Here is a 21,691-nt window from a genome sequence, read left to right as displayed (position 1 = left end):
CTTTGTATACGACCTATCAACCATCAGGACATCCTATGACCGCGATATTCCAAAAACTATATTTAACACCGATCGCAATCGCCGCGCTTTTACTGGTGCAATCCTCTGTCACACAGGCACAAACAGAGCATCCATCGTCGTCAAGCTCGATAAATGTGCTGAATACGGACCCGGTCACTCAGCAGCTCGATCAGATCGGTGCCACCTATTACAAAGCTGATCAACCCGGTGCCAGCATCATCGTCGTGAAAGACGGTAAAGTCTTATTGCGAAAAGGCTACGGACTCGCCAATGTCGAAAAACAAGAAGCACTAAAAGCTGACCATGTCATGCGCTTAGGATCGATTTCCAAGCAATTTACTGCAGTCGGAATATTGCAACTCGTGGAAGAAGGAAAGATTGCTCTGGATGATCCGGTGACTAAGTTTTTTCCGGACTACCCTGAAAGCGGAAAACGTATAACGATCGAACACTTGTTAACGCATACTTCCGGCATTCCAAGTTACACCGGCAAGCCGGGTTTCCTCGCGACCGCCGGTAAGGATATCAGTGTGCAGGCAATGGTAGACAGCTTTAAAAATGATCCCTTAGAGTTTGAACCGGGCACTGCCTATAAATACAATAACTCTGGATATTTCTTGCTCGGCGCTATCATTGAAAAAGTCAGCGGCGAGACCTATGCGAAATTTGTCGAGAAGCGTTTGTTCACTCCGCTCGGGATGAAGGATTCTTCCTACGAAGGTTACGAACGTAGCCAACAAGTGCGTGCGGCCGGTTACACGCAAAGTGCCAGCGGATTCGAGCCAAGCATCAGAATCAGTATGACTCAGCCATATGCCGCAGGCGCACTGACATCGACTGTTGACGATCTGGCGAAATGGGATGCTGCAATCAATGCCGGAAAATTGCTGAAGGCCGAGCATTGGAAACGTGCCTTCACACCATACAAACTAAAAAACGCTCAGGATACTAACTACGGTTTTGGCTGGGCTGTGGGGCAGTTTGAATCTCAAACGATGATATCCCATGGCGGAGGCATTCCCGGTTACGCTACCTATGCTCTGAGTCTGCCGAAAGAGAAAGTTTTTGTGGCCGTGCTGACCAATGCCGATAGCGGTCTGGCCCAGCCTGAGATGGTCTCGATGCGCCTAGCTGCCACTGCGATTGGCAAGCCGATTCCGGAATTCAAACCAGTTAAACTCGATCAGAAAACACTGGATCAGTTTGCTGGCGTTTACCGCATCGACGACAAGAACCGGCGCTTCTTCGTGCGCGAGGGCGAGAACTTAGTGATGACGAGGACAAATGGCCCTCGCACAGTCTTGAAGGCATATTCGCAAAATGGCTTTTTTAAAGACCATAATTCTTTACTGCGTATCGAATTCAAGCGCAATGCAGGTGGTGAAGTAACGGAAGCAGTCGTACATCAGCAAGGTACTGTTGTTTCACATCCAAGGTTGAACGAAGCCTTGCCCGAAGCACCAAAAACCTTCGCCATGTCCCCGGAGCAATTTGACATCTATGTCGGTAACTACGAACTCAATCCTGATTTCATTCTGAGTGTGCGTCGTGAAGGAAGCAAGTTCATCGTACAAGCAACGGGACAAGGGCCTGTGACGATTAGCCCTGTCAGTGCAGATACTTTCAATGCGCCGGATGTGGGGGCAATATTTAAATTCGAGAAAACTGCAGATGGTAAAGTTCAGCAGTTAATCTTGACACAGGGCGGGCGTAACCTGCCAGCCAGGAAAATAAATTAAAACACAACGTAAAGGAAAGTGGATAAAGAGCTTAAAAAGCTACACCCGGGCCCGCGCAGCAGCGGGTCAGCGGTGGGGCTTCATGTAATGGGAAGTGGCAATTTGTAATGTGCCGGGGCGACGAGTATCGGGCACAGCAGGATATGGGCTCTTTGACGGGGTGCAGTCTGTACTTCGATTCAGCTTAGTCAAATTCCCTGTCGTATCAGCAGAACGTAAGTTAAAAAGGGAGCTGGCATCAGCTCCCTTTTTACTTCAATTTGTACCTGATGACGGTGACCCCGCGTCCGCTTCATCCGACCATGCGCATACGGAACTGGCGGCCCTTGATCTGGGTGCGTGACAGGCGTTCGAGCGTGTCTTCGGCAATGCTGCGTTCGATGGCGACGAAGGTGACGAAGTCGCCGACGTTGATTTTACCGACTTGTGCTTTTTGCAGACCGAGGTCGGCGCACAGCGCGCCGAGCAAATCGCCGGGGCGCATTTTGTCTTTTTTACCGGCCTGAATGCACAGTGTCATCATCGGAGCCTGCAGCGGAGCATCGTTATTGACATCAAGACTGTCCAGCTCCAGCCATTGCGCCTGTTCGCCGCTGTATTCTTCGATATTGCGCACCCATTTCTTTTCGCCCGGCGTGACCAGAGTCAGCGCCAGACCCTGTTCACCTGCGCGTCCACTGCGTCCAATACGGTGGATATGCACTTCGCTGTCTTTTGACACATCAACGTTGATTACAGCGCCGAGATTCTGAATATCCAGACCGCGTGCGGCAACGTCGGTCGCGACCAGTACCGAGCAGCTTTGATTCGCGAAGCGGATCAGCACTTCATCGCGGTCACGCTGTTCCATGTCGCCATGGAGAGCAAGTGCGCTGATGCCTTGCGCGTGCAATTCTTCGGTTAATTCGCGGCAATGAATTTTGGTATTACAAAACGCAATGCTGGAAGCCGGTTGATAGTGTTGCAGTAAGCGGCCCACGGCAGCATTGCGCTGTTCCGGCGTGGTCTGAAAAAACCATTGCTGAATCTGATTTGCGCTGTGCTGTACTTCGACCTGAATTTCTTCCGGCTGATTCAGCAATTGTTCGCTGGCGGCGCGGATATCATCCGGATAGGTTGCTGAGAACAGCAGCGTCTGACGGCGCGGCGAGCAGGCAGCGGCGATATCGTAAATATCATCATAAAAGCCCATATCCACCATGCGGTCTGCTTCATCCAGAACCAGCGTTTGAATGGCATTCAGTCGCAGCGTGCCGCGGCTGATGTGATCAATCAGGCGGCCCGGTGTGCCAACCACGATGTGCGCACCGAATTCCAACGAGGCAATTTGCGGACGCATAGGAATGCCGCCGGTCAGCGTGACGATTTTGACGTTTTCGATGCGGCGCGCAAGGCGGCGTAATTCGTTGGCAACCTGATCTGCCAGTTCGCGTGTCGGACAAATCACCAGACCCTGCACCGCAAAGTATGTCGGGTTCAGCTTGTTCAGCAACCCCAGCCCGAATGCCGCCGTTTTGCCGGAACCGGTTTTTGCCTGCGCAATCAGATCGCGCTGCTGCAGGATGACCGGCAAGGCCGCCGCCTGAATCGGCGTCATTTGCTCATAGCCAAGGCTGGCCAGATTGTCGAGCAGGGCGGCTTGTAAGGGAAGGGAACTGAAGGAGAGTGTGTCTGACATGGAACGCTTTACATAAACTGGCAGGCAACAGGCCCGCCGAAGGCGGTATTGTAGGTGATGTGAGACCCTTCTGCGGTTTTCTTGCAGAAAGAATGCATTGCTCTGAGGGAAATCTCTTGCAAAATACATATGGCAAGTGTATGTTCGCGCTTGTTATCACTTTGTGCATATTTCCATGCGTAAAATTCAGATTTCAGCGAAGGTTTTTGCGGTTCAGGCGGCGTTCAGACTGGCGTTGACTGAGCTGGCAAGTATCGCGGCGTTTTTCATGGTTTTGTTTTCGGGTGTGCTGAACGGGCATCTGCCTGAGGGAATTATGCTGGCGGGGTTGGTTCTGTCTGTGTGCTGGCTGGGCTGGCGTGCGCTGCGGCAGCTGAAGGAATGGCGGCGTGATCCGGCAAACGGTGATGCACCGGTGCCGTCTGGTCAGGTGCTGGCTTCTCTGGAAGGATCTGCGCTGGTCATGCGTCAGGGGTTGTTTGAAACCCGTATCGGTCTGACTGCGGACTCGATGATAGCACTGGAACAGATGGCGCCAGCGTCGCTGAATACATCCGGTGCGGAAAAAGGCTTGCGTCTGCGTCTGAACCGCTGGTTGTCGGTTCGCCTGACCGGCTCTGTGCCGTATGTGAATCAACTGATCAGCGGTATTGCTGCATTCCGTAACGTCGAAACACCTTTTACCGCGTTGCCAGCCTGATCTGAATACGACGGAATCCGGCTGAATCCGGTAATAACAAAAAACGCTGGCCTGCGAAGCCAGCGTTTTTGTTTTGTCGTGTCAGATCCTGATGCAGGCTAATCGCTCAGTAGTCCGCGCTTGCGTGCAAGGCGCAGCATCATGCAGCCGCCAATCAATGGGTTGATGGCGATTGCGCCGAGAAACAGCGGTATATGTAAGGTCAGTGCCGATGCCAGCGGAAATAGCAGAGTGTATACGCCTAAGGTCAGTAATTCGGCGAAAACCGCGCCGCAGATGAATGCGACGGCGATACGAAAGGCTTTGCGCGGTGCGTTGAAGGGCAGTGCAATGAAAAAGATGCAGGCCAGCAGCAGAGCACCTGCAGTTGACATCAGTATCAGTGAAAACAATGACCCCATTGGCTTGCCATAAAGTAATAGACAAGCGCGATGATACCGGATGTGTTGTTTTTGATAATGCTGAAAAGCTGGAGTAAACCGTCGATTTCAGGCAAATGTGCTGACTTCAACGACTTCAGAGTGAGCGGCGGGAAGTTCCGGCGGGATGAAGCGCTATACCTGCAGCTTGTGCAGGCATAGCGCGGAATCGTCAGTGGCTTATTTTTTGAAGCTGTTGACGGCGGTTTTACCGACGGCGGAATCGTCAGTAAAGAAACCGTCCAGTCCGGCTTTCAGATAAGCGTGGATTTCGCTGATGGAATCACCGCGCTGGCTAGGCGAGTTGACGTCGCCCTGACGCAGACTGACCGGCAGGAAAGGGTTTTCCGGACGCAGTGTCCAGGTATGTACTTTCAGACCAGCGGCTTTGGCATTGGTAATGAAAGCTGTCGGCGTACCCAGTTCATTGGCGGCAGTGCGCGGAATGATGACTTCTTTGTACGGTGCCACCACATCGGCATACGCGGCGATTTCTTTCAGACCTGCCGGTGTGATCAGATCGGCGTAAGTACGGCCATTGCCGGCTGCCACAAAGTCATACGGTGCATTGCGCGGTACGCCATTCACCGGTGCATTATTCGGGTTATCAATCAGTTGCACGATGCGGTAATCGCTCATCGCGCGGATTTCTTTCAGGTTCGCCACTTCAAACGACTGAATATACACGGCAGCATCTTTACCCTTGTAGCCATTCGCTTTCAGTGTATCCACCAGACGCTTTTCCAGTGGCAGACCAATGCTTTTGAAGTAAGTCGGATGCTTGGTTTCCGGATAAATGCCGATGGTGCGGCCTTTTGCCTGCGATTGCTGGCGCACCAGATCAATCACTTCCTGCAGCGTCGGAATTTCAAACTGACCGTCGAAAGCCGTATTCGCAGGACGGTTCAGCGGAATGCGTTCTTTGGCACGCAGGGTTTTCAGTTCTGCCAGCGTGAAATCTTCGGTGAACCAGCCAGTGACCGGAATGCCATCGATGACTTTGGTTTTTTTACGGTCGGCAAACTGGGTTTTGGATGAAACGTCGGTGGTGCCGGAAATTTCGTTTTCATGGCGGGCGACCAGTACACCATCTTTAGTGCTGACCAGATCCGGTTCCACGATATCCGCGCCGTCATCAATCGCTTTCTGGTACGAGGCCAGCGTATGTTCCGGACGCAGTGCGGATGCGCCACGGTGACCGGCAACCGCCACGCCGGTTGGCCACGCGGTGCCGGGATTCAGATAATCCGTTTGTGCCAGCGTGGTTTTATCGGTGCTGCCACCGCATGCAGTGACCAGTGCACACAAACCAGCCGCTGCGCTGACGCGGAAAAATTGCTTCGCCTTCGGGTATTTCACAGACATCTCCTGTTGATGTGGGGAAAGAAAACCAAAACGGGGGCGAATATAGTCAGCCGGTATGACAAAGTGATGACGAACAGACAAAGGGTGGCACAGAAAATCAACTGGTCTGCTTAAATCCGGATAGGTGTTGATGCCGCTGCCAGAGGCATTTTTTCTGAAAATGCCGGCATCTTCCGGCTTTGTCTTTCAGATGCCGGTATTTTGCGTTTTGAATGCTTTTGGGTAGTCGCGGTACTAATCCGAGGGAAGGCTCTACATCAGAATGTCATATCCCTTCTGCACGGAAGGAAATGCCAGTCTGACTCTGCAGAAATCGTCATATGCCATTTGCGGAGAGCCGGACTTTCTGACGACGACCGCCGGATCGCTGTGCTGAACACCGCATTTAGCCTGTTTTTGGCAGCCTGGCGGGATGCAGCCGCGCTGTGGTCAGACTCAGCGCGGATCGGGCGGTTTGAATTTACGGTGTTTCCGACGCGGGTTTCAGATAAAAACTGGCGATTGCCGGAATAAACCGTTGCGGATTTGCGCCGGCAAGATTGGTTAATACGATGATGGCCAATGCATCATCCGGATAAATAAAGAACGCAGCACGTGCGCCACCGATCCCGGCGACCAGCCTGTGCGGGGCTTTCTGCAATACGGGCCAGCCGGATCCCCAGTCACCATCGTTGCCGTCGATCAGCGTTCCCGGCGTCCACATCATTTGCAGATGTTCACGGGAAATGAGCTGGCCATTACTGAGTGCTAATATCCAGCGCGCCAGTTCGCTGGCATTTGTCTGCAGTCCGCCGCCTGCCCACAGGCTATAGGAAATCTGATAAATCCACTTCGATAATCTTTGCTTGTCATTTGGTGCCTGACTGCCGCGTGGCGAGGTGGCATAGATCGTTGCAGCGTTAGGGATCAGGTCATAACTATCGCCAAAAGTAGATAAAGCCATCTTTGCTGGCAACAACTGATGGCGGGCGACATACTCATTGTAGGGTAAATGACTTTGCTTCTCGATGATGCGGGCCAGTAAGCCGTAATTGGTCTGGTTGTAAGCGAATTGCAGACCCGGCTTGGTTCTGACCGGCATTTTTTTTACCATCTCCCAGGCTTGCGCTTCACTGACTTTGCTGATCAGATCGCCATTGTCATCGACGATGTCAGGCAGACCTGACGTGTGGCTCAGCAATTGATGGACGCGTATTTGCTGCCACGCATCAGGTAAATCCGACAGATATCGTGAAATTGGCGCGTGTAAATCAATTTGTCCTGACGCGAGTAATTGCATGATCGCGACACCGGTCAGCGCCTTGGTGGCAGAGTTGATCGGAAACAAAGTTGTGCTGGTGACGGGGATTTGATTTTCGACATTTGCCATCCCAAAATTTTCTGAAAGCACAACCTGCTGATGCCGGATAACGGCAATCTGCAGTCCGGGAATGCGTTGTTCCCGCATCGTATTTTGTATAAAGCTACGGGTCTGTTGATTGGCCGCTTCTGAATTGCCTGCCAGAGCTTGCGACAAGGGTAAAGCGTAAATCGCAAAAACGCACATGCCGAACGTAAGCCGTTGGACGAACTTCATAATTGCTCCCGGATTAAGATTTCCATGCCCGGTTTCCGCATCTGTTTGCCGGAAACGCCGTAGCGGTCAGCGGCGGGCAGGTAAAACCGCCGCCGGAGACAAGACCAGACTTTGGAGTCGGTCTCTGGCGCAAAGTTCGCATTTACCGGAAAGCAGGGGGGGAATAAGGTGCGAAATGTTGTCAAGACTCGCCAGAGGTATGCTCAGTTGCTGCTGCAGGAGCGTGAAACGGAGCGGTATATTTCTGAAGCCGGCCCAGACTTTTAGCCTGGTGAAACAGCGCCTGCGGCTGGCCAGTCGGTATCACCAAGTCGTTTCAGACGCATTTCGAAAAACTTCTGTGCTGGCTGCCCCGGTACCATGCGTTCACCGATTTCCACCCATTCATTGTTTTCCATCGTCATGGTGTAACGTACTTGTACCGGCCCCATCGGAATTGTCCAGTAATAACCTTTGTCGGTCAGTACCATCGTAAAGTCACCGGCATAACCTTGCGCATACGAGCGCATCTGGTAGCTTTCTTTCTGCACATCATATGAGATGGTCGCAAATGCATTAAAGCTGACTTTACCATCCGGCTCGTAGCCACGGCCTTCGATCACTTTCACGCCACCCTGCAAAAATGGGCCTATACGTTCGGTCTGGATAATCTGATGCTTGCTGCCGTCTGGCAGTATCGTCCATGCGGTGCCGCGCCAAGCGCCGTCCATAAAGGCAAGTTTCTGCATGGCGCTGACTTGCGCACGGATCAGGGCTGCCGTATCGGGCATGCTCTGTGCGGATGCGTAGACGGGTAATAGAACGCAACAGGTAGTCAACAGCGTGCAAAAGGATGAGCGGAATCCAGCAGAATGCATTTTGTACCTCCGGTAGGCTGTTATCTGGGGGATGGTAAGCGAGCCATGACAGCAGGCTGGCGGCTTGAGTATAGAAAGCGTGGCAATGAAAACAAGATAAAGACGGGTGGATGGTGCAGAAATCGTCATGAGCGGTTTCCGGAGAGCCGGACTTTCTGCCGACGACCGCCGGATCGCTGTGCTGAACACCGCATTTGAGGCTGAAAATGGCGTTTTCGGGTGCTGGCAGGAGGCGGAGTGCGGTCCTGGTGGTTAACCGCAGCCTAAGTGCCGGAAGATGAATCTCAGCGACGCCCGTTGCCAAACCCGCCAAGTGAAGCGGATGTACCGAATCCGCCAAATCCACGGATTTTTCCAATAACAGGTCAGCAATTTTCTGTCCTTGCCTGCTTCTTATGCATTTTTACCGGTGTTGCGCATCAGAAACAGCGACAAAAAAAGATAAAGATTTAGCAGTTCAGATATTTGACATCTTACATCAGATCTGAGAAGATCATTCTTAACGGTACTTTCCATACAAACGGGTAATTTCATGATGAAGGTAGAAACCATGCTTCCAGCGCTGCCAGTGGCAGTGGTCAGCGGTGCCTGCGGGCAGAGCGGCCAGCGCTTGTTTGCCGGACTCGGCAGCGCAGGTCAGGCATGGTTCGGGCTGGACCTCGCGAATACGGCGGCAGGCTGGGTGGCGCTGGCACCGTTTCCGGCGGAAGCGCCACAGCAACCGGCGTATGTGACGCTGCAAGACCGCATCTTCGTGCTGGGTGGCAGTGTCTTGGATCAGCGCAGCGCCTGTATGCGTCAGAGCACCCGCATCTGGGCTTACGACATGCAACAGGATGTCTGGCACTGTATGCCGTTTGAGCAGCACAGCGATTTTCTGGGGGCGGTGGCATTTGCCGATCCGCAGCGTGGTCTGATGGTGGCCGGTGGTTATCACCGTGGTCAGTTCGATGATTTCTGTATCCGGATGAACAGTCTGGCGCAGGAAGAAAAAGAACGCTTCCGTTCGGACTATATGGCAAGGGAAATCGCTGGTTTCCACTGGAATCAGGGTTTGCGCCGTTTTGATACGCGCACAGCTTGCCTTGATCTGGTGACGGAAAATCCTTTACTCGCGACTTGCGGCAGCGCCTTGCTGCAACAGGATGGTCTGGCGTGGCTGATTTCCGGCGAAGTCAAACCCGGCCTGCGCCGGAATGGTATCGTGCGTCTGGACACCGCCCGCTGTGAAGTGACGGCGACAGAAGCGGTGACAGGTGGTCAGGTATTTGGTGGCGGTGATGGTGTTGCATCGCCATTTGCAGGCATATTGCAGCAAACACCGGTATTTGCCGGCGGAACTTACTTTCCCGGTGCAGCGAAAAACTATCAGGCAGGCAGCCTGTTCGCGCATCAGGGACTGGAAAAACGCTGGTCAGATGAATGCTTCGTGCGGACTGGAGAAGGCTGGCAACTGGCAGGAAAACTGCCTGCCGGTCGTGCGCACGGATGCAGTTTTGTACTGCCGGAAGGAATATTACTGACCGGTGGTGACAGTCAGGATGGCGTACCGGTACTGGAAAACTGGTTGTTGTCAGATATGTCAGTTAATTAGAAAATAATGACTCTTATTTAAAATTTTTACAGTCCGAGGTCGATATGGCGACAAAAATTCCTGCATACAAATTAGCGCAGGGCGAAATCAAGCAGTACATCGAAAAGAATAATCTGCGCGAGGGCGACGCTTTACCACCGGAAGGAAAACTGGCGGAAGAACTGGGTATCAGCCGTCCTTCGCTGCGCGAAGCCGTGAAAGCGCTGGAATCGCTCGGCATTATCGAATCGCGTCACGGCGAAGGCATTTATGTGAAGCCTTTTACCTTTGATTCGATTCTGGAAAACCTGCCGTATTCCATGATTACCAATGACTCACAAATCAGCGATCTGCTGTATGTGCGTACGTATCTGGAAGTGGGCGCACTGTCTTCTGTCGTCAAAAATATCCAGCCGGAAAATATTCTGAAACTGCGTCGTCTGGCAGAAAAAATGCTGGAAAAAGCACGTCAGAACGAGACTTTTGCGGACGAAGACCGCGAGTTTCATGCGGAAATGTACCGATGCCTGGACAACCGCTTTCTGCTGGCGCTGATTGATTTGTTCTGGAATATCTTCAATAACATGCTGAAACAAAGCGGACCGGCGAACACCGACCCGTGGGCAGCTGAAGCGACTGCCAATGACCATCTTTCTATCGTGAATATGCTGGAAACCAAAGACGAAGCAGGCTTGCTGAAAGCCCATATCGGTCACTTTGAATCTATCTTTAAACGATATCCCAAAGGAGTTGCATGATGCGTTAGTCCGGATAGCGCATCGGGCGACTCAGTTCGCTCAATCCACCAAGCCTGAATAGGATAGGAGACTTATGTTGACTTATCGTGGTACTGGCAGCATTGCGCTGTCAGCGGCTCTGGCCGCACTTTTGCAGGTAAGTTTGCCCGCAGCGGCGACCGATACAGTGTTTACCGGTGCGTTTGATGTGGGGCCGCAAGGCAACCCGCAGAAGTTTAATCCGCTGACGGCATCTGCCGGTTTTGGATTTTATAATAAATATTTTAACACACTGACGCTGTATGATCCAGCGTTTCAGAAAATATCCGGTGATCTGGCGGAAAGCTGGTCATTTTCTAAAGATGGTAAGAGTTTTACCATCAAACTGCGCAAAGGTGTGCGCTGGCATGACGGTGCGCCGTTCACTGCCGCTGACGTGAAATTCACGCTGGGGCTGATTAAAGATCCGGACATGGCCAGTGTGTTTGCCGTACGTTTTGCCGATGTGGTGAATATCCGCGTTGCCGACGAGCAAACCGTGGTGCTGGAATTGCTGAACATGGATGCATCGCTGCCGGATGCGCTGACGAATGTGATGATTCTGCCGAATCATTTGCTGTCCAAATTCACCGCCAAGGAATTGCGTACTTCAGACTGGTGGAAAACACCGGTTGGTACCGGCCCGTTCAAGTGGAATAAATACGTGCCGGATCAGTATGTGGAGTTGCTGGCAAATCCGGATTACTTCCGCGGCAAACCAAAAATCAATCGTCTGGTGAATCGCTATTTCAAAGACAGCAGTTCCGCTGCGATTGCGCTGGCCGCCGGTGAAATCAATTACAGCTATTTAACCCAGGACCAAATACGTGACGGCGCCGGAAAAAATGTGCAGGTGATTTCCGGACAATCGATGGTGCTGAACTATATTGGTTTAAATAATCAGGACCCGCGTTTTAAAGATGTGCGTGTGCGTCAGGCTTTGCTGTATGCGATTGACCGCGCTGCAATTGTCAAAAACATTTATAAAGGCAGTGCGGTTGCCAGCAACTGCGTGCTGAGCTCTCAGAAATATATTCCGCAGGATGTGAACAGTTACGACCTGAATCTGAGTAAAGCCAAAGCACTGCTGGAAGAAGCAGGATGGAGCAAACTGAATCACGGCGAACCGCTGGAGTTACTGACCTACTATAACGACCAGTTATCAAAAGACGTAGTTGCCAGTCTGCAAGTGATGTTCGGACAAATCGGCGTGACCGTGAAACCGCGTTTTGTCGATGCGCCGACTTACGGACAAATTGTGGATGCCGGTAAATTCAGTATGGTATTCGCCGGTGCCGGTAACGGCCCTGATCCGGCTTCTCTGATGCCACTGCTGCATTCATCGTATGCGCCGCCAAAAGGGGTGAACCGTATGCGTGTGCGGATTCCGGAACTGGATAAACTGTTCGATGCAGGGCAGGCGGAAACCGATGATGCGAAACGCAATGATGTGTACAGGCAGCTGTGCCGTATCACCAATCAGCAATTGCCGTGGATACCGTTGTGGGTGGCGAACCGCTATGGCGGCTATACAAAGAACGTGACGAACTTTATATGGACACCATCGCCCGGCGGTGGCCGCTATCAGGACAATCCGGAAAACTGGACCCTGCGCTGAAATGCTTTTTCCCGGATTGCAGATGCAACTCTCCCTTTGTACCGGCTGTTGAAATACAAAGTGTGTCTGCGATCCGGCTGACGATTTGCTCATGCTGAAGACATCATGTGGACTTATTTGCTGAACCGCCTTGCTGTTAACATCCCCACGCTGTTTGCGATTCTGGTGGTGGTGTTTGTACTGATGAATATGGCTCCCGGTGATCCGGTGGATGCCTTTGTACCGCCGACAGCGGTGCTGACCGATCAACAAAAAGAAGTGCTGCGGCATGAACTGGGACTGGATCAGCCTTTGCCGCTGCGCTTTGTCAGCTGGCTGCAGCAAGTGGCGCACGGCGAACTGGGCTTGCGCTACAAAGATGGTTCGCCGGTATTGCAGGAAATCGCACGCCGTGCTGTGCCGACCGGTTTGCTGACAGTTGCCGGATTAGGAATGGGCGCGCTGCTTGGTGTGCTGACTGGTCTGATTTCAGCGCGCGCTTACCGTCGCTGGCCGGATCATGTGCTGTCGGTACTTGCGTATATTTCGATTTCCAGTCCCGCTTTTCTGGTCGGTATTATTGCGATGTATGTGTTTGCGCTGCAGTTAGGCTGGTTTCCTTCCGGTGGTTATACCGATCCCGGTGATGAAAGCTGGCGCAATATTCTGTACCACCTTGCCATGCCTGCGATGGTGTTATCCCTGCAGTTTATCGGCATCCTGATGCGTTACACCCGCGCCGGACTGCTGGAAACCATGAGTCAGGATTATGTCCGTACCGCCCGGGCTAAAGGCTTAAACCCGCAGCAAGTCTTATTCCGTCATGCTTTCCCGAATACCCTGATTCCGATTATTACCGTGATCGGTGCGAATTTCAGTGCGCTGATCGGTGGTGCGGTCTTCATCGAAACCGTATTTTCCTGGCCGGGGATGGGCATGCTGTTTCTGGATGGCATAGAAAGCCGTGATTACCCGCTGATTATGGGAATTACGCTGGTGATGGCGGTGGTGATTCTGTTCATCAATATGCTGACCGACCTGATTTACTCACGTATCGACCCGCGCATTACCTTGCGCTGAACCTTTCGCTTCAACCTGTATTGCACTGTATGTCAGGCCTGTGTTCAGGCCGGCAGGGGACGATGCAACCTGAAACCTGTCAACTACATCAGAGGAATTTATGTCTAGTGTTACCGCCATGCGTTGGCAAAAGTTTCGCAAACACCGTCCGGCAATGGCCGGCCTGCTGATCTTCGGTGTGATCAGTCTGCTTTGCCTGTGTTCCGGCTGGCTGTTTCATGCCGATCCGAATGCGATTGATCTGGATGCTACCTTGCAGGCGCCGGGCAAACTGCACTGGCTGGGAACGGATCAGACTGGCCGCGACATGCTGGCACGTACCTTCGCTGCAGGCCGTGTGTCTTTGCTGGTAGGTGTGCTGAGCGTCAGTCTGGCGCTGGTCATCGGTACCTTTCTTGGGGCGCTGGCCGGTTATTTCGGTGGCTGGATTGACAACCTGATCATGCGTTTCGTCGATATGGTCATGACCTTCCCGCCGATTATTGTTCTGATGACGCTCGCCGCGGTGCTTGGCCCTGGCACGGAAAAAACCATTGTGGTGATTGGCTTATTGTCGTGGCCACTGATCTGCCGTCTGGTGCGTGCACGGATTCTGACTATCCGCGAAATGGAGTATGTGGCAGCGGCACGTACGCTGGGGGCAGGTCATACATATCTGTTACTGCGTCATTGTCTGCCAAACACCATGGACGTACTGGTGGTGTCGTTTTCGCTCGGTTTTGTGTCCGCGATCATGGCGGAAGCAGGTCTGAGTTTTCTGGGGCTGGGTGTGCAGCTGCCGGATGCAAGCTGGGGCAGCCTGATCAGTATTGCCCGTGAGGCTTCTGTGCTTCAGCAAAATCCGTGGATCTGGCTGCCATCCGGAATCCTGATCGTTCTCACGGCGTTGTCTGTCAATTTTATCGGTGATGGCCTGCGTCAGTCTTTTGATCCTAAATCTTTAAAGGAATAAATCTATGTCCGCTCTGAAACTGCATGGCATCGTGCCGCCGGTCGTTACTCCTCTGACGCCTGATTATCAGGTGGATGAAGTCAGCTTGCGTAAAGTCATCCGTCACCTGATTGATAACGGTGTGCATGGTTTGTTCCTGCTTGGTTCCACTTCCGAAGTGGTGTTTCTGAATGCTAAACAACGTGCCGATGCGATCCGTATCGCACTCGATGAAGCCAACGGTGCTGTACCGGCGGTTTGCGGTGTGATGGATCCGACGACTGATCGCGTGATTGAAAATGCCCGTCTGGCCAAAGAACTGGGTGTGGATGGTCTGGTCGTGACCTCGCAGTTTTATCCGCGTACCAGCCAGAACGAAACCATCGTGCATTTTTCGATGATTCGTGAAGCCGTGGATTTACCAATCATTGCCTACGATATTCCGGTTTGTACGCAATTAAAACTGAATCGCGAAACCCTGATGAGCATGTATGAACAGAAGCTGATCTGCGGCCTGAAAGACAGCAGCGGTGATGACGGCAATATGCGCATGGTGATGAAGGATTTTGAAGACAAGCCGGATTTCTCTATCCTGACCGGATCTGAAACCACCGTTGATTATGCCTTGTTAGGCGGTGCTCACGGCAATGTGCCGGGACTCGGGAATGTGGATCCGGCAGGCTACGTGCGTTTGTACGATGCTGCGAAACGCGGAGACTGGGATGCAGCACGTGCCGAGCAGGAACGCTTAATCCGCGTATTCCAGATCGTATTCCAGGGTGTGCCGCATACCAGCCCGAATGCTTCCGGTGTGGGTGGTTTCAAAACGGCGATGCACTTAATGGGGCTGATCAGCCACCGTCATATGAGCCGTCCGAATCAGTTGATTCCGGATGCCGGCGTGGAAAAAATCCGCCAGATTCTGACCGAAACCGGTTTACTGCATTAATCAGAAGGTGTCAGCCATGTCCGATGAAACGCAGATCATTCTCGATGTGCAGCAATTGCGTACCTCATTCGCCACACCGGCTGGCACTGTGGTGGCAGTCAGCGATATCAGTTTTCAGGTCAGGCAGGGGGAAACACTGGCGATTGTCGGTGAATCCGGCTGCGGCAAATCCGTAACCTCCTTTTCCCTGATGGGTTTGCTGGCGTCGAATGCCGTCACAACCGGCAAAGCACGTCTGCAAATCGCAACAGGAGAGTACGCCGATCTGATACGCGGCAGCGAAGCGGCAAAGCAGGCATTACGCGGCAAGGCGGTCAGCATGATTTTTCAGGAACCGATGACCTCACTGAATCCGCTGCAAACCGTCGCAGATCAGATCGCCGAAGCAATCACGGTACACGGTGTAGCGGGTAAAAAAGCAGCGCAGGAAAAGGCGTTGCAATTGCTGAAGCTGGTCGGTATCTCGGATCCGGAAACGCGCGCAAAGCAATATCCGCATCAGTTATCCGGTGGTATGCGCCAGCGCGTGATGATTGCAATTGCACTGGCCTGTGAGCCGCGTTTGCTGATTGCCGATGAACCGACGACTGCGCTGGATGTGACGATACAGGCGCAGATTCTGCAACTGATCCGCGAATTACAGCAAGCCACCGGCATGGGTGTGATTTTCATTACGCACGATATGGGCGTGGTGGCGCAAATTGCTGACCGGGTGGCGGTAATGTACGGTGGTCATATCGTGGAAAGCGGTACGGTTGCGCAGATTTTCCAGGCACCGGTACATCCTTATACCAGAGGCTTACTGGCCGCGATTCCGCGCCCGGGTCCGGATGCCGTGCTCAGCGGTATTCCGGGGCAAGTGGAAAGCGTTACGGGAGAACACCGGCAGTGCCGGTTTGCCAATCGCTGTGAACACGCCAGTTCCCTGTGTCATCAGCAATTGCCCAAAGTAACACCGGTTGCGCCACAGCATACGGTCGCTTGTCATCACTGGCGTCATACCACGCCGCAATCAACAGGAGTAGCGATATGAGCGCGATTGTCACCGGTGACGCTGAGATCTTGCTGGAGTTTGATCAGGTCAGTGTCAGCTATGCCGGTAAATCTTCTTTATTCCGTCCTGCGCGTAAAGTCCGAGCGGTGAACGCGGTCAGTTTTCAGTTAAAGCAAGGCGAAGTGCTTGGCATCGTTGGCGAGTCCGGCAGTGGTAAATCAACCATGGCAAAACTGGCGATGCGGATGCTGAAGCCGGAGCAGGGTGAAATCCGGTATCGCGGCAAAGCGCTGGCGGATTACCGTGGCCGCGATGAAAACTGTCTGCGTAAAGAAATTCAGATGGTGTTTCAGGACCCGAACGCCAGCCTGAATCCGCGCTTGACCATAGAACAAAGTCTGCGCGAACCGTTTTATCTGCATGATCTCGGCAGCAGCATAGAGCAGCACGAAGAAATCACCCGCTTGCTGAAGCTGGTGGGTTTGCCGGTGTCGGTGCTGCACCGCTATCCGCACGAATTGTCCGGTGGTCAGAAACAAAGGGTGGTGATTGCGCGTGCACTGGCACTGCAACCCAAAGTGCTGATTGCTGATGAAGCGGTGGCGGCGCTGGATGCGTCGGTGAAGGCGCAGATTATCAATCTGCTGCTGAGTCTCAGAGAACAGCTGGGACTGACCATCATTTTTATTTCGCATGATTTACCGCTGGTGCAGATTATGTGTGACCGCGTACTGGTGCTGTATCTCGGTCAGAAAATGGAACTGGCCAGCCGCGCTGCGATTGCAAGCGGCGGAGCGCATCCGTATACACGCGCATTGTGGGCCAGTTCGCCGGTAGCTGATCCTTCCCGTCGCTTACAGCGCGAACAATTACTGCAAGGGGAAATTCCGAGTCCGCTGGCACCGCCCTCCGGTTGTGTGTTCCATACCCGCTGCCCGCAGGCGGCTGCCATTTGTCGCGAAAAACCCGTTTCGCCACCGGCACAGTCGGATGCGCATCAGGTGATTTGTCATTTTACGCAGGGAAATTCAGTATGAAACAGGAAGTTCAACAGTTAGCAGGCGGGCTGGTGGTGTCTTGTCAGCCTTTGCCGGAAAGTCCGATGAACCGGCCGGATATTGTGGTGGCGATGGCTGCCGCTGCGATGCAGGCAGGCGCTGCCGGTCTGCGGATAGAAGGCGCGGAGCATGTACGCCTGGTCAGACAGGCGCTGCCGGATGCCTGCATTACCGGCATCATCAAACGTGATTTAACTGACAGCGATGTGCGTATTACACCGTTTCTGGAAGATGTGAAAAGTCTGGCCAGTGCCGGAGCCACCATCATTGCGTTTGATGGGACCGCGCGCGGCAGACCGGTATCCGTTCAGCATTTGTTTCAGGCGGTGAAGCAGGCAGGTTGTCTGGCCATGGCAGACTGCGCCACACTGGCAGACGGCATACTTGCCTGGGATATCGGTTGCGATCTGGTTGGCACGACTTTGTCCGGCTATACCGCAGAAACCGCGGATCAGGATATGTCGGCACCGGATACCTTGCTGATCAGCCAGCTAGCACAGCGCGGTATTCGTGTAATGGCAGAAGGCCGCATCCGCACACCGGCCGATGCGCAGCGTGCGCTGACTGCCGGTGCATTCAGTGTGACGGTGGGTTCTGCAATTACCCGCATCGAGCATGTGACTGCCTGGTTTGGCGATGCACTGCGTGAACTGCAAACGGCAGAAGGTGGCTGAGATGCTGGCAACGCTGGATATCGGCGGTACCAAAGTTGCTGCCGCACTGACGCAGGGTGGAAGGGTGCTGGAACGGCGTCAGTTGCCGATGGTGAGTCAGCGTGAAGACTTAACACCTTTGCTGGCGAGTCTTTTACAAGGGTGGACCGGCATACAGAAAATCGGTGTTGCAACCACCGGTTATGTGCAGCAGGGCAGGGTCTTTTCCGTGAATCACGACATTATCGGTTTCTGGAACGGACTTCCCTTGCAGGAAATTCTGCGCGGCATCATGGATGTACCGGTAGTCATGCTGAACGATGCGCAGGCTGCAGCATGGGGCGAATATCTGGCACGTCAGCAGGATGGCAACGGCCCTGCAGATCTGATGTTCGTGACGTTATCGACCGGCATAGGCGGCGGTGTTGTACTGAATCACCGCTTACGTACCGGTCAGTCCGGACTGGCGGGGCATATCGGTCATATCCCCTCGCATTTTCGTAGTTGCGACGGAGAATCGCAGTGCGGATGCGGACAGACTGGCTGTCTGGAACTGATTGCTTCCGGTACCGGTCTCGCAAGGCAGGCCAGTGCCTTATTCGGTGAAGCCTGCGACAGCCGCCGCTTGTTCAGTCTGGCCTCGCAATTGCCCGGCGCAGAGCACTTGATTCAGCATGCGGCAGAGGCGGTGGCAGCGATGCTCGCCGGTCAGCATCTGGCACTGGATTTGCAGGAAATTGTAATCGGCGGCAGCGTTGGTCTTGCGCCCGGTATGCTGGAGCGCATACAACATGCATTCCGTCGCATTCCGGTGCCGGCACCGCCGCGTATCAGCGCCGCACGCTGCGGGGCGGACGCAGGACTGGCCGGCATCATGCACTGGGCAGGAGCCAGTTCATGACACCGCGTCGCTGGTTTGTGCTGGTGATTGCGGGGCAATCGAATGCACAGGGATTTGCCGAAGCATTGCCGGAACCGGCGGATCTGGAAATCTCAGAGCGCATCTGTCAGCTCGGACGTTACCGTGGCATGCGTCCTGACGGCGCAAGGGAAGACCGCTGGAACAAAATTCTTCCGGCAACGCATGTGCTGGATGATGTGAAAGACATGCGATTTGCGAACCGGCGCGGCAATACTAAACTGCGCTACAGCGGCACAATTGGTCCGGGCTTGTTCATTGCACGCAGGCTGCTACCGCTGCTGCCGGAAGATTACGGAATCCTGTTGCTGCCACAGGCACATGGTGGTGCGGGTATGGTGACGGGCCAGCGCGGCACTTATCTTTCAGAGACTGAGTCCGGGCAATACCTGCAACCCGGGGCATCAGTCGGGCGTGCGGTGTATCACTATCCCGGTGTCGCAGATCAGAACAGTAACGGTGCCATGTGCTGGGGTTGCACAGACGCACCTTTGTATCTGGATACGCTGCACCGCATACGTTATGCACTCAATCTGCATCCGGATAACCGTTTGCTCGGCGTTGTCTGGTGTCAGGGCGAAAGCGATGCACATGCAGGAACGGAAGCTGCCCGCCGGCATGGTGCTGCATTTACTGCGATGCTGGATCGTTTCGGGAAAGATCTGGCGGATCATCAGGCGCAGATGCCGCAAAGGAGCTGGGATGCGGTGCCGTGGCTGCTTATGGCAGCAACGTACTGGTGGGACGACTGCAAAGCGACCCATGCCATGGTGCTGAATACTTACCGGCGTCTGGCCAGGCAGAGACCACAACAATGCATCTGGATGGATATGCGGCTGCAAAGCGATGGTCAGCCGCAGACAACCAATGCTGATTTCTGGCTGCCCGCGCACCAGTGGCCTGTGGCGGCGCAGGCGGATCAGTTACCGGCGGCCGTCACGGATGCGCGAACCTGTCCGCCAGAAATGGCACACATCCATTTATCAGCTGAAGCTTATCGTGGTGAAGTGTCTGCACGACTTGCGGCCGCACTGCGTCCTCATCTGCAAGCCCTGCTGGCAGAGGCCGGCAGCACATCCCTAACTGAAATGTGAATCACAGGAGACTGAGCATGGCAGCAGGCATTACCGCATACTGGGCTGAACGCTGGCATCGTATCGAAACCCGTCTGAACCTTGCCACGATGTCGCTGGCCTTGCTGGCGCTGGTCGCGGCGATGACGGGCATCCTTGCTCTACACCATTTTCGGGTTCAGGTCAGGGAGCTGACGGGTACACAGTTTGCGCAGCGCGAACTGTTGTCCGGTCAGCAGCAAAACCTGCAACTGATTGCGGTCAGCATACGTCACCTTGCGTTACTGACCGATGCGGATGCACTTGCCGCAGAAAAAAATAAACTGCGTGATTTGCAAACAAAAGAACAGCATGATTTGCAGGCAATATTGCGCCAGGCGGATTTCACCGACATCAAGGCAGGGGATGTCGCATCATCGCCCTCAGCCCCTTCAAAAGACGCTTTGCTGGTGCATAGTCAGGCCTACGCATCGGCAGTCAGGCAGGCCCTGCAGTACGCTGAGTCCGGCGGCATTATGGAGGCGGCAAACTTTGTTACCCAGCATCTGGAACCGGTACAAAACCGTTACTTTGCCAGTCTGGGTGCACTGATCAGCATGCAGGACCAGCGACTGGATAACAGCATCGCTGCGCTGGAAAAACAGGGCAGTCGTGTTATCAGCGGTATGCTGCTGATCTCTGCATTCTTGCTGATTGCGGGTTTCTTTATTTCACGGCGGCTGGCCGCATCGATTATTCAGCCTTTACAAAGCTGTATGCAGGTGGCAGATGCGATCAGCCACGGCAGGCTGAATCAGCCAGTACGGGTGCAAAGTAAAGGCGAGCTCGGTGAGTTACAGCAATCCATTCTGCGTATGCGTGGTGTGCTGATACAAATGGTGGAACTGATGCAGACACAGGCAGGCGAATTGCAGCATACCGGCAGCGGACTGCAAATCAGCAGTGCGGACAGCCATGATGCCGCTGAACATCAGATCAGCGTACTGCATCAGGTACTTGACGCCAATCAGCGTCTGGAAAACACGGTGCAGGAGAATCAGGCCCGTGCAGTATCGGCCGACGAACGCGCAGGGCAGGCAGCGCGTTCTGCCAGCGGATGTGAAGCAACGATCCGCGATTTATTGCAGACGATGCAGGCGATACAGTCCAGCGCGGAGCAGATCGGGCAGCTCACGGGTGAAGCAGACAGCATCGCGATGCAGACCAATATGCTGGCGATAAACGCGACGATTGAAGCAGCACACGCCGGTGAAGCGGGCAAAGGTTTTGTTGTTGTCGCCGGTGAAGTCCGTGCACTGGCGCAACGCAGCGCCCGTGCAGCCGCGATGATCCGGCAACTGGTGGAACGCAGTCAGCACAGTGTCAGCAGCGGCGATTTGCTGGTGAAAGAGATGCATCAGCGGGTGAGCAGCATTGTGTCCGGCACCGGCGATGTCAGTCGCGACATGGCTGGTATCCGCGAGCGCTGTGAACAGCAGCGCACGCAGATTGATGAAACCTCTGCCTTACTGCGTGCATTGCAGGAGCAGGCAGCGAACAGCATGACAAAACTGCAGCAGCAGCAAATTTCGGCCAGTATGCTCGGCGAGCAAGCTGCCAGCTTGCAGCAAGTGATTGACTTTTTTGAAAAAGAGCACCGGACCCGGGTTTCGCTGCAAACCACCCAGCGCTGACACAGCGGTGCCGGCCGCTGCGCGCCGGTTTCGGCAAATTTTGTGACTGCTGATCCGGAC

General features: G+C 53.9%; 19 protein-coding genes. 14 read left to right on the top strand and 5 right to left on the bottom strand.

Annotated features, from left to right (window positions below; all coding sequences use genetic code 11):
* Positions 1 to 35: 35 nt before the first annotated feature.
* Positions 36 to 1,760 carry a serine hydrolase gene (locus IE092_RS05840; RefSeq protein ID WP_189356093.1) on the top strand — a complete coding sequence of 575 codons (1,725 nt, stop codon included), beginning with the start codon at positions 36 to 38 and terminating at the stop codon, positions 1,758 to 1,760.
* 292 nt (positions 1,761 to 2,052) lie between these two features.
* Here IE092_RS05840 and dbpA read toward each other — a convergent pair whose 3' ends face one another.
* On the bottom strand, positions 2,053 to 3,438 hold the full coding sequence (gene dbpA / locus IE092_RS05835; protein ID WP_189356092.1) for an ATP-dependent RNA helicase DbpA: 1,386 nt from the start codon (positions 3,436 to 3,438) through the stop codon (positions 2,053 to 2,055).
* A gap of 175 nt (positions 3,439 to 3,613) precedes the next feature.
* Between dbpA and IE092_RS05830 the strand changes: the two genes are divergently transcribed.
* The gene (locus IE092_RS05830; protein ID WP_189356091.1) at positions 3,614 to 4,138 is read left to right on the top strand and encodes a hypothetical protein; all 525 of its coding nucleotides are present in this window, start codon (positions 3,614 to 3,616) and stop codon (positions 4,136 to 4,138) included.
* 98 nt (positions 4,139 to 4,236) lie between these two features.
* Here IE092_RS05830 and IE092_RS05825 read toward each other — a convergent pair whose 3' ends face one another.
* The 4 genes from IE092_RS05825 to IE092_RS05810 all read right to left on the bottom strand — a co-directional run bounded on the left by IE092_RS05825 (position 4,237) and on the right by IE092_RS05810 (position 8,268).
* Complete coding sequence (locus tag IE092_RS05825; RefSeq protein WP_189356090.1) at positions 4,237 to 4,512, bottom strand: hypothetical protein; 276 nt, start codon at positions 4,510 to 4,512, stop codon at positions 4,237 to 4,239.
* 225 nt (positions 4,513 to 4,737) lie between these two features.
* Complete coding sequence (locus IE092_RS05820; protein WP_189356089.1) at positions 4,738 to 5,922, bottom strand: glycerophosphodiester phosphodiesterase; 1,185 nt, start codon at positions 5,920 to 5,922, stop codon at positions 4,738 to 4,740.
* A 460-nt stretch (positions 5,923 to 6,382) separates the two neighbouring features.
* A complete protein-coding gene (locus IE092_RS05815) occupies positions 6,383 to 7,498 on the bottom strand; it encodes a serine hydrolase domain-containing protein (RefSeq protein WP_229793056.1) in 1,116 nt (371 codons plus the stop codon).
* Between the two features lie 263 nt (positions 7,499 to 7,761).
* Positions 7,762 to 8,268, bottom strand: a complete 507-nt coding sequence (locus IE092_RS05810) for a DUF1579 domain-containing protein (RefSeq protein WP_229793055.1) — start codon at positions 8,266 to 8,268, stop codon at positions 7,762 to 7,764.
* A 619-nt stretch (positions 8,269 to 8,887) separates the two neighbouring features.
* Here IE092_RS05810 and IE092_RS05805 point away from each other — a divergent pair.
* From IE092_RS05805 to IE092_RS05750, 12 genes are all read left to right on the top strand, one after another.
* A complete protein-coding gene (locus IE092_RS05805; protein ID WP_189356088.1) occupies positions 8,888 to 9,949 on the top strand; it encodes a YjhT family mutarotase in 1,062 nt (353 codons plus the stop codon).
* Between the two features lie 44 nt (positions 9,950 to 9,993).
* Entirely contained in the window at positions 9,994 to 10,686 is a 693-nt protein-coding gene (locus IE092_RS05800; RefSeq protein WP_189356087.1) for a FadR/GntR family transcriptional regulator, read from the top strand.
* Between the two features lie 73 nt (positions 10,687 to 10,759).
* Entirely contained in the window at positions 10,760 to 12,322 is a 1,563-nt protein-coding gene (locus tag IE092_RS05795; RefSeq protein WP_189356086.1) for an ABC transporter substrate-binding protein, read from the top strand.
* Between the two features lie 105 nt (positions 12,323 to 12,427).
* The gene (locus tag IE092_RS05790) at positions 12,428 to 13,381 is read left to right on the top strand and encodes an ABC transporter permease (RefSeq protein ID WP_189356085.1); all 954 of its coding nucleotides are present in this window, start codon (positions 12,428 to 12,430) and stop codon (positions 13,379 to 13,381) included.
* Positions 13,382 to 13,481: 100 nt separating this feature from the next.
* Positions 13,482 to 14,333, top strand: a complete 852-nt coding sequence (locus tag IE092_RS05785) for an ABC transporter permease (RefSeq protein ID WP_189356084.1) — start codon at positions 13,482 to 13,484, stop codon at positions 14,331 to 14,333.
* Positions 14,334 to 14,337: 4 nt separating this feature from the next.
* A complete protein-coding gene (locus IE092_RS05780) occupies positions 14,338 to 15,261 on the top strand; it encodes a dihydrodipicolinate synthase family protein (RefSeq protein ID WP_189356083.1) in 924 nt (307 codons plus the stop codon).
* Positions 15,262 to 15,277: 16 nt separating this feature from the next.
* A complete protein-coding gene (locus IE092_RS05775) occupies positions 15,278 to 16,294 on the top strand; it encodes an ABC transporter ATP-binding protein (protein WP_189356082.1) in 1,017 nt (338 codons plus the stop codon).
* Positions 16,291 to 17,292, top strand: a complete 1,002-nt coding sequence (locus tag IE092_RS05770; RefSeq protein ID WP_189356081.1) for an ABC transporter ATP-binding protein — start codon at positions 16,291 to 16,293, stop codon at positions 17,290 to 17,292. The genes IE092_RS05775 and IE092_RS05770 overlap by 4 nt, the downstream gene beginning before the upstream one ends.
* Positions 17,289 to 17,987, top strand: a complete 699-nt coding sequence (locus IE092_RS05765) for an N-acetylmannosamine-6-phosphate 2-epimerase (RefSeq protein WP_189356080.1) — start codon at positions 17,289 to 17,291, stop codon at positions 17,985 to 17,987. Before IE092_RS05770 ends, IE092_RS05765 begins: the two co-directional genes overlap by 4 nt.
* 1 nt (position 17,988) lies before the next feature.
* Complete coding sequence (locus IE092_RS05760) at positions 17,989 to 18,867, top strand: ROK family protein (protein WP_229793081.1); 879 nt, start codon at positions 17,989 to 17,991, stop codon at positions 18,865 to 18,867.
* Positions 18,864 to 19,979, top strand: coding sequence for a sialate O-acetylesterase (locus IE092_RS05755; protein ID WP_189356078.1), 1,116 nt, complete (start codon positions 18,864 to 18,866; stop codon positions 19,977 to 19,979). Before IE092_RS05760 ends, IE092_RS05755 begins: the two co-directional genes overlap by 4 nt.
* 17 nt (positions 19,980 to 19,996) lie before the next feature.
* A complete protein-coding gene (locus IE092_RS05750; protein ID WP_189356077.1) occupies positions 19,997 to 21,631 on the top strand; it encodes a methyl-accepting chemotaxis protein in 1,635 nt (544 codons plus the stop codon).
* The last annotated feature ends 60 nt before the right edge of the window (positions 21,632 to 21,691 follow it).

This window comes from Cognatundibacterium squillarum, from assembly GCF_014652435.1.
Taxonomy (GTDB): domain Bacteria; phylum Pseudomonadota; class Gammaproteobacteria; order Burkholderiales; family Burkholderiaceae_D; genus Undibacterium; species Undibacterium squillarum.
Note: the sequence above shows the minus strand (reverse complement) of the source record. Positions and strands in the feature narration are given on the sequence as shown.

What these genes read in the sequence shown, in the direction of transcription:
- IE092_RS05765 (WP_189356080.1), top strand. Translation starts at nt 17,289, where the DNA reads ATGAAACAGGAAGTTCAACAGTTAGCAGGCGGGCTGGTGGTGTCTTGT.
- IE092_RS05800 (WP_189356087.1), top strand. Translation starts at nt 9,994, where the DNA reads ATGGCGACAAAAATTCCTGCATACAAATTAGCGCAGGGCGAAATCAAG.
- IE092_RS05760 (WP_229793081.1), top strand. Translation starts at nt 17,989, where the DNA reads ATGCTGGCAACGCTGGATATCGGCGGTACCAAAGTTGCTGCCGCACTG.
- IE092_RS05790 (WP_189356085.1), top strand. Translation starts at nt 12,428, where the DNA reads ATGTGGACTTATTTGCTGAACCGCCTTGCTGTTAACATCCCCACGCTG.
- IE092_RS05770 (WP_189356081.1), top strand. Translation starts at nt 16,291, where the DNA reads ATGAGCGCGATTGTCACCGGTGACGCTGAGATCTTGCTGGAGTTTGAT.
- IE092_RS05775 (WP_189356082.1), top strand. Translation starts at nt 15,278, where the DNA reads ATGTCCGATGAAACGCAGATCATTCTCGATGTGCAGCAATTGCGTACC.
- IE092_RS05785 (WP_189356084.1), top strand. Translation starts at nt 13,482, where the DNA reads ATGTCTAGTGTTACCGCCATGCGTTGGCAAAAGTTTCGCAAACACCGT.
- IE092_RS05750 (WP_189356077.1), top strand. Translation starts at nt 19,997, where the DNA reads ATGGCAGCAGGCATTACCGCATACTGGGCTGAACGCTGGCATCGTATC.
- dbpA (WP_189356092.1), bottom strand. Translation starts at nt 3,438, where the DNA reads ATGTCAGACACACTCTCCTTCAGTTCCCTTCCCTTACAAGCCGCCCTG.
- IE092_RS05755 (WP_189356078.1), top strand. Translation starts at nt 18,864, where the DNA reads ATGACACCGCGTCGCTGGTTTGTGCTGGTGATTGCGGGGCAATCGAAT.
- IE092_RS05795 (WP_189356086.1), top strand. Translation starts at nt 10,760, where the DNA reads ATGTTGACTTATCGTGGTACTGGCAGCATTGCGCTGTCAGCGGCTCTG.
- IE092_RS05815 (WP_229793056.1), bottom strand. Translation starts at nt 7,498, where the DNA reads ATGAAGTTCGTCCAACGGCTTACGTTCGGCATGTGCGTTTTTGCGATT.
- IE092_RS05840 (WP_189356093.1), top strand. Translation starts at nt 36, where the DNA reads ATGACCGCGATATTCCAAAAACTATATTTAACACCGATCGCAATCGCC.
- IE092_RS05820 (WP_189356089.1), bottom strand. Translation starts at nt 5,922, where the DNA reads ATGTCTGTGAAATACCCGAAGGCGAAGCAATTTTTCCGCGTCAGCGCA.
- IE092_RS05830 (WP_189356091.1), top strand. Translation starts at nt 3,614, where the DNA reads ATGCGTAAAATTCAGATTTCAGCGAAGGTTTTTGCGGTTCAGGCGGCG.
- IE092_RS05780 (WP_189356083.1), top strand. Translation starts at nt 14,338, where the DNA reads ATGTCCGCTCTGAAACTGCATGGCATCGTGCCGCCGGTCGTTACTCCT.
- IE092_RS05805 (WP_189356088.1), top strand. Translation starts at nt 8,888, where the DNA reads ATGATGAAGGTAGAAACCATGCTTCCAGCGCTGCCAGTGGCAGTGGTC.
- IE092_RS05810 (WP_229793055.1), bottom strand. Translation starts at nt 8,268, where the DNA reads ATGCCCGATACGGCAGCCCTGATCCGTGCGCAAGTCAGCGCCATGCAG.
- IE092_RS05825 (WP_189356090.1), bottom strand. Translation starts at nt 4,512, where the DNA reads ATGTCAACTGCAGGTGCTCTGCTGCTGGCCTGCATCTTTTTCATTGCA.